General features: G+C 71.6%; 5 protein-coding genes. 3 read left to right on the top strand and 2 right to left on the bottom strand.

What is annotated here, in order from left to right; translation table 11 throughout:
- A partial coding sequence (locus H5J33_RS18335) for an MGH1-like glycoside hydrolase domain-containing protein (protein WP_399552861.1) occupies nucleotides 1–867 on the bottom strand: 867 nt, incomplete at its 3' end.
- Between the two features lie 121 nt (nucleotides 868–988).
- On the opposite strand from H5J33_RS18335, the gene H5J33_RS18330 reads away from it, so the two are divergent.
- The 3 genes from H5J33_RS18330 (at nucleotide 989) to H5J33_RS18320 (ending at nucleotide 6,478) form a co-directional block, all read left to right on the top strand.
- Nucleotides 989–2,227: an ROK family protein gene (locus H5J33_RS18330; RefSeq protein WP_181796017.1), complete on the top strand. Its 1,239-nt coding sequence runs from the start codon at nucleotides 989–991 to the stop codon at nucleotides 2,225–2,227.
- Between the two features lie 438 nt (nucleotides 2,228–2,665).
- Nucleotides 2,666–5,386, top strand: a complete 2,721-nt coding sequence (ppdK, locus tag H5J33_RS18325; protein ID WP_181796016.1) for a pyruvate, phosphate dikinase — start codon at nucleotides 2,666–2,668, stop codon at nucleotides 5,384–5,386.
- A 339-nt stretch (nucleotides 5,387–5,725) separates the two neighbouring features.
- Nucleotides 5,726–6,478: a dienelactone hydrolase family protein gene (locus tag H5J33_RS18320; protein WP_181796015.1), complete on the top strand. Its 753-nt coding sequence runs from the start codon at nucleotides 5,726–5,728 to the stop codon at nucleotides 6,476–6,478.
- Nucleotides 6,479–6,532: 54 nt separating this feature from the next.
- On the opposite strand, the gene H5J33_RS18315 is transcribed toward H5J33_RS18320, so the two are convergent.
- A partial coding sequence (locus H5J33_RS18315) for a DUF4232 domain-containing protein (RefSeq protein ID WP_220212479.1) occupies nucleotides 6,533–6,954 on the bottom strand: 422 nt, incomplete at its 5' end.

Below are 6,954 nucleotides of genomic sequence, written 5' to 3'. Positions count from 1 at the left end.
CTCCTCGGCGATCCGCGCCAGGGCGTGCTCGGAGGCGATCAGCAGGGCGTTGAACGCCGGGTCCTCCACGGCGAACTCCCCGCCGCCGGCGCCGTATCGCCCACCCGGCCCGTCCCGGTATCCGCGGTCCCGGTAGTCGGCGGCCAGCCGCACGTACCGGCCGTAGTCCAGGTCGGTCGGACGGTCCTCCGCCGCGCCGTGATCGAGGTCGGCGCGGCGGAAGGAGCGGGCCGGGGCCGGGGTGATCCGGGCCAGCGGGGCGTCCCAGCAGGGGCTGTTGTCCATGCCCTGCTCCCACGGGTGCACCACGGACACCAGTCCGGCGCCGCCGAGGTCGCGCCGGTGCAGCAGATACCGGTGCCAGGCGGCCAGCTTCGGGTAGACCCGGGCCAGGAAGCCGCGGGAGCGGGACAGGGCGGGGTCGGCGCGGTGCACCAGCCAGGCGGCCAGCGCGTGCACGGGTGGCTGCACGATGCCGGAGGTCTGTACGGTGCGCGGGGCGCCCGCGCCGCGTCCGGCGGTGGAGGAGCGCCAGAAGTCGGGGCTGGGGAAGTAGGCGTCGAGCGGGACGGAGGGGTTGAAGACGATGTGCGGGACGCGCCCGTCGGCCCACTGGGCGGCCAGCAGCGTCTCCAGCTCCGTCTGGGCCCGGGCCGGCGAGATGTGCCGCAGCCCGATCGCGATGAACGCGGAGTCCCAGGACCACTGGTGCGGGTACAGCTTCCGGGACGGGACCGTGGAGGCGCCGGTCCAGTTCGCCGCCAGCACCCGGGCGGCCCTGACGTGCGGGGACGGCGGTGCGGTCGGTGGATCGTATGCGATCTCGTACGGGAAGGGACGGGTACTGAGCTGGGCGGTGCGATCCACTCGGGGCTCCCCGAAGACGTCCGGCCGCGCGGGGTTCGGCTGCGACCACCGTAGGGTTACGTCTATTTAACACGCAAAACTCAGAATGTAAGGCAAGCTGGAGAAACACAAGGGGGTGCGCATGACCGGACGTCCGGGGAGGGCCGGCAGAAGCGGCAGGGCCGGCAGAAGCGGAAGCCAGGCGGGGGCCGGGGATCTGCTCGCCCTCGTGCGCAACGGCCGGGCCGTGACGCGCGGGGCGCTCCAGCAGGCGACCGGACTGTCCCGGGCCACCGTCGGCCAGCGCCTGGACCGGCTGTTCCGGGCGGGCTGGCTGCGCGAGGGCGCGGGCGGCCCGGTCGACTCGCCACTCGGCGGACGCCCTTCCATCACCCTGGAGTTCGACGACTCCCACGCGGTGGTCCTCGCCGCCGACCTGGACACCCGGCACGCCCGCGCGGCCGTGCTCTCGCTGACCGGGGAGATCCTCGCCGAGCAGGCGGGCACGCTGGTGGTGGAGGAGGGCCCGGAGGCGGTTCTCGGCGAACTCGGCGGCTGGTTCGAGGAGTTGCTGACCAAGGCCGGGCACCGGGCCGAGGAGGTGTGCGGGATCGGGCTCGCGGTGCCGGGTCCGGTGGACAGCGAGACCGGCCGGGTGGTGCAGCCCCCGATCATGCCGGGCTGGGACGGCTACGACATCCGCGGCCGGATGTCGCGTGCCTTCACCGAGCGCACCGGGGCGGCGGCCGTGCCGGTGCTGGTCGACAACGACGCCAACCTCATGGCCTACGGCGAGCAGCGCACCGGCTACCCCGACTGCACGGCCTTCGTGCTGGTCAAGGTGTCCACCGGTATCGGCGCCGGGGTGGTGGTGGACGGCTCGATCTACCGGGGCGTGGACGGCGGCGCGGGCGACATCGGGCACATCCGGGTCGGCGCCGACGCGCTGTGCCGGTGCGGTTCGCAGGGCTGCCTGGCGGCGGTCGCCAGCGGTGGCGCGGTGGCCCGGCGGCTGGCCGCGTCCGGGGTGCCCGCCACCTCCGGCTCCGATGTGCGGGACCTGCTGGCGGCCGGGCACCCGGAGGCCGCCGCGCTGGCGCGGGAGGCCGGGCGCCGGGTCGGGGACGTGCTGGCGACGGTGGTGACCCTGCTCAACCCGGGCGTGCTGATGATCGCGGGCGACCTGGCCGGGACGCCGTTCCTGACCGGCGTGCGCGAGCTGCTCTACCAGCGGGCGCTGCCCCGCTCCACGGCCCACCTGGAGGTGGTGACCTCCCGGCTCGGCGACCGGGCGGGGCTGGTCGGGGCCGGGGCGCTGGTGGTGGAGCACCTGTACGCACCGGAACGGGTGGAGGAGCGGCTCGCGGCGATGGGGGTGTGACGCCGGCGATGAGGCTGTGACGCCGGTGTTTCTGCTTCCGACTGGTGTCCGAGGCGTCGTCCGCATGGTGGAATCCGGCGACCTGTGACAGCGTGATTCTCGCCACCCTTGATAGGGGTAGCGCTCACATGAGCGGATCATGCGCGACTGCACTTCTCCAAAGGGTGGCACTGGGTGCCACCCTTTGACTGTTCAGCGATCGAAATCAGTCGTGCCAGTGGGCGCTCATCTGAGCAGGAAACCGCACCTGTGGGCGGTGATGCGTTCAAGAAGTGAAAACGTAATCTCCGTCGGGCTTGCCAAGCCTTGACTTTCGATCCGCTGGCGGACGAGTGGTTACAGGCGCATGACGGGCAAGCAGACGTACCCAACCACCTTCGATCTGGGTATGTTCCTCGCCGTCAGGGCAGCCACCGTGGCCTCAAGGAGTCGAGACCCGTGTCGGAAAACAAAGAACCCCACGCGCCGAAGTTCGTTTACGACTTCACCGAGGGCAACAAGGACCTCAAGGACCTCCTCGGTGGCAAAGGTGCCAATCTCGCGGAGATGACCAACCTCGGTCTGCCGGTGCCTCCCGGCTTCACCATCACCACGGAGGCCTGCAAGGTCTACCTCGAAAGTGGCGAGGAACCGGCGGCACTGCGTGACGAGGTGAGTGCGCACCTCGACGCCCTGGAACGGAAGATGGGCAAGAAGCTGGGCCAGGCGGACGACCCGCTGCTGGTCTCGGTCCGCTCCGGCGCCAAGTTCTCCATGCCCGGCATGATGGACACCGTCCTGAACATCGGCCTGTCGGACGCCTCCGTGCAGGGCCTGGCCGAGCAGGCCGGCGACGAGCGGTTCGCCTGGGACTCCTACCGCCGCCTCATCCAGATGTTCGGCAAGACCGTCCTCGGCGTCGACGGCGACCTCTTCGAGGAGGCCCTGGACAAGGCCAAGGCCGCCAAGAAGGTCACGGTCGACACCGACCTGGAGGCCGCGGACCTGAAGAAGCTGGTCACCACCTTCAAGAAGATCGTCAAGAAGGAGGCCGGCCGCGACTTCCCGCAGGACCCGCGCGAGCAGATGGACCTCGCCATCAAGGCGGTCTTCGACTCCTGGAACGGCGACCGCGCGCGGCTCTACCGCCGCCAGGAGCGCATCCCGCACGACCTGGGCACCGCCGTCAACGTCTGCTCCATGGTCTTCGGCAACCTCGGCCCCGACTCCGGCACCGGCGTCGCCTTCACCCGCGACCCCGCCTCCGGCCACCAGGGCGTCTACGGCGACTACCTGCAGAACGCCCAGGGCGAGGACGTGGTCGCGGGCATCCGCAACACCGTCCCGCTGGCGGAGCTGGAGCGGATCGACAAGAAGTCGTACGACCAGCTCATGAAGATCATGGAGACCCTGGAGAACCACTACAAGGATCTCTGCGACATCGAGTTCACCATCGAGCGCGGCCGGCTGTGGATGCTCCAGACCCGCGTCGGCAAGCGCACGGCGGGCGCGGCCTTCCGGATCGCCACGCAGCTGGTGGACCAGGGCCTGATCGACGAGACGGAGGCGCTCCAGCGCGTCACCGGCGCCCAGCTGGCCCAGCTGATGTTCCCGCGCTTCGACGAGCAGGCGAAGGTCGAGCAGGTGGCCCGGGGCATCGCGGCCTCGCCGGGCGCGGCGGTCGGCAAGGCGGTCTTCGACTCGTACACGGCCGTGAAGTGGTCCCGCTCGGGCGAGAAGGTCATCCTGGTCCGCCGGGAGACCAACCCCGACGACCTGGACGGCATGATCGCGGCCGAGGGCATCCTCACCTCCCGCGGCGGCAAGACCTCCCACGCGGCCGTGGTCGCCCGGGGCATGGGCAAGACCTGTGTGTGCGGTGCGGAGGAGCTGGAGGTCGACACCAAGCGGCGCCGGATGACGGTGCCCGGCGGGCACGTCGTCGAGGAGGGCGACGTGATCTCCATCGACGGCTCCACGGGCAAGGTCTACCTGGGCGAGGTCCCGGTCGTGCCGTCCCCGGTCGTGGAGTACTTCGAGGGCCGGATGCACCCGGGCGCCGACGACGCCGACGAGCTGGTGGAGGCCGTGCACCGCATGATGGCCTTCGCCGACCGCAAGCGCCGGCTGCGGGTACGGGCCAACGCCGACAACGCCGAGGACGCGCTGCGCGCCCGCCGCTTCGGCGCCCAGGGCATCGGCCTGTGCCGCACCGAGCACATGTTCCTCGGCGACCGCCGCGAGATGGTCGAACGCCTCATCCTGGCCGACACCGAGGAGGAGCGCGAGGCCTCCCTGAAGGCCCTGCTGCCGCTCCAGAGGCAGGACTTCGTGGAGCTGTTCGAGGCGATGGACGGCCTGCCGGTGACGATCCGGCTGCTGGACCCGCCGCTGCACGAGTTCCTCCCCGACATCACGGAACTGTCCGTCCGGGTGGCCCTCGCGGAGTCCCGGCAGGAGCCGCACGAGAACGAGCTGCGGCTGCTCCAGGCGGTGCACCGGCTGCACGAGCAGAACCCGATGCTGGGTCTGCGCGGCGTACGCCTCGGCCTGGTCATCCCCGGCCTGTTCACCATGCAGGTCCGCGCGATCGCGGAGGCGGCGGCCGAGCGCAAGGCCGCCAAGGGCGACCCGCGCGCGGAGATCATGATCCCGCTCGTCGGCACGGTCCAGGAGCTGGAGATCGTCCGCGAGGACGCGGACCGGGTCATCGCTGAGGTCGAGGCGGCGACGGGCACGAAGCTCAAGCTGGCCATCGGCACGATGATCGAACTCCCGCGCGCCGCCCTCACGGCGGGCGAGATCGCCGAGGCCGCGGAGTTCTTCTCCTTCGGCACGAACGACCTGACGCAGACGGTGTGGGGCTTCAGCCGCGACGACGTGGAGGCCTCGTTCTTCACGGCGTACCTGGAGAAGGGCATCTTCGGCGTCAGCCCGTTCGAGACGATCGACAAGGACGGCGTCGGCTCCCTGGTCAGGTCGGCCGCGGAGGCCGGCCGCCGTACCCGCCCCGACCTCAAGCTGGGCGTCTGCGGCGAGCACGGCGGCGACCCGGAGTCGGTCCACTTCTTCCACGAGGCGGGCCTGGACTACGTCTCCTGCTCCCCGTTCCGCATCCCGGTCGCCCGCCTGGAAGCGGGCCGCGCGGCCACCCGGTCGACGGGCAGCGACCACCGCTGACCCCCGGACCCCGGAGCCGTCGCCGGTCCCCGACCCTCACCGATCGGCGACGGCCCCGGCGCACGAAAGAGAAGGGGCGGCACCCCGGTGCGGGGGGTGCCGCCCCTTCGCGCACCCCGCACCGCTCACCCGCAACAGGCGCACGGCGGCGAAAAAGAGTTGGGCCCGGTCGTGGGCCGGGCGTTAAGGTTCGGGGGATCGCTGATGGCGGAGAGGGAGGTGAGACCCGTGAAGGTTGTGTTCGAGTGGGGCTCTCCCTCTGTGTCGCGGTCGGGTGGCTGACGTAGGGGTCGCCGGGAGTGCCTCGATGGCGGAAGTGCTTTCGAAGGGGCAAATCCCATGCAGACTTTGCAGTTCACCTCTGAGGCGTCGGCGGACGGCGTGCTGGAACGCGACTTCACCCTGGGGGACATCCCCGGTGTGCTCTGGTCGCCCGTGACCGGTGCCGGTCGTGCGCCCCTGGTGCTGATGGGGCACGGCGGCGGTACGCACAAGAAGTGGCGGGCGATGACCGGCCGCGCGCACCGGCTCGTGACCGACGGCGGTTTCCACGTGGCCGTCATCGACGCGCCCGGCCACGGCGACCGGCCCCGCACCCCGCACGACGAGCGGGAGATCGCCGAGTTGTACCGGGCGCGGGCCGCCGGCGAGCCGGAAGGCCCGGTCGTCGTCCGCTACAACGCCCATCTGGCCGAGCGCGCCGTACCCGAGTGGCGGGCGGTCCTGGACGCGCTCCAGGAACTTCCGGAGATCGGCGCCGGCGGACCGGTCGGCTACTTCGGCCTGAACATGGCCACCGCGATCGGCGTACCGCTGGCCGCCGCCGACCCCCGGATCACCGCCGCCGTCTTCGGCCTCCACTGGCCAGACGCCCTGGCCGGGACCGCGCGACGGATCACCATCCCGGTCGAGTACCACTTCCAGTGGGACGACGAGCACATCCCCCGCGAGTCGAGCCTGGCGCTGTTCGACGCCTTCGCCTCCCGGGAGAAGACGCTGCACGCCAACGCCGGCAGGCACAAGGAGATGCCCAGGTTCGAGGCCGACAGCGCGGTCCGGTTCTTCGTCCGGCACTTGCGCCCGGCCGTCTGACACGGGTGGTGGAGGCGCCCGGCGCCTCCACCACCCGCATCGGCCGCGAGGCGGTCAGAACGCGCCGTCGGTGTTCACCGGCCCCGTCTGGAACACCCCCGAGCAGGTCTTCCACGGTGCCGGGACCAGCGTCGCGGTGCGGGACGCCGGCGGGTAGACCCGGAGGTAGGCGCCGGTGCGTTCGCAGGCGCCGCCGACCGGGCCGTTGGTCGTGCGCAGGACCGCCGAGGCGGAGTGGCCGGGGGCGAGGGTGACGGTGCCGTAGCTCCGGCCGCTGTGCTTCGCCGCCGGGCCGACGCGGTGGTGGGCGCCGTCCACGGCGCTCACGCCCGGGTAGCCGCGCAGGGCGCACTTGGTCGTGCTGGTGTTGGTGAACCGGACCGGCCAGTACAGGGATCCGGCCGCGCCCTCCTTGGCGCCCATGGACAGATACAGGTCGTTCACCGCGCAGGTCCGTATGGCCGCCGTGGTCCCGG

The sequence above is a fragment of the Streptomyces sp. WELS2 genome, assembly GCF_013870595.1.
GTDB lineage: Bacteria > Actinomycetota > Actinomycetes > Streptomycetales > Streptomycetaceae > Streptomyces.
This window is presented reverse-complemented; position numbering and strand designations above follow the sequence as displayed.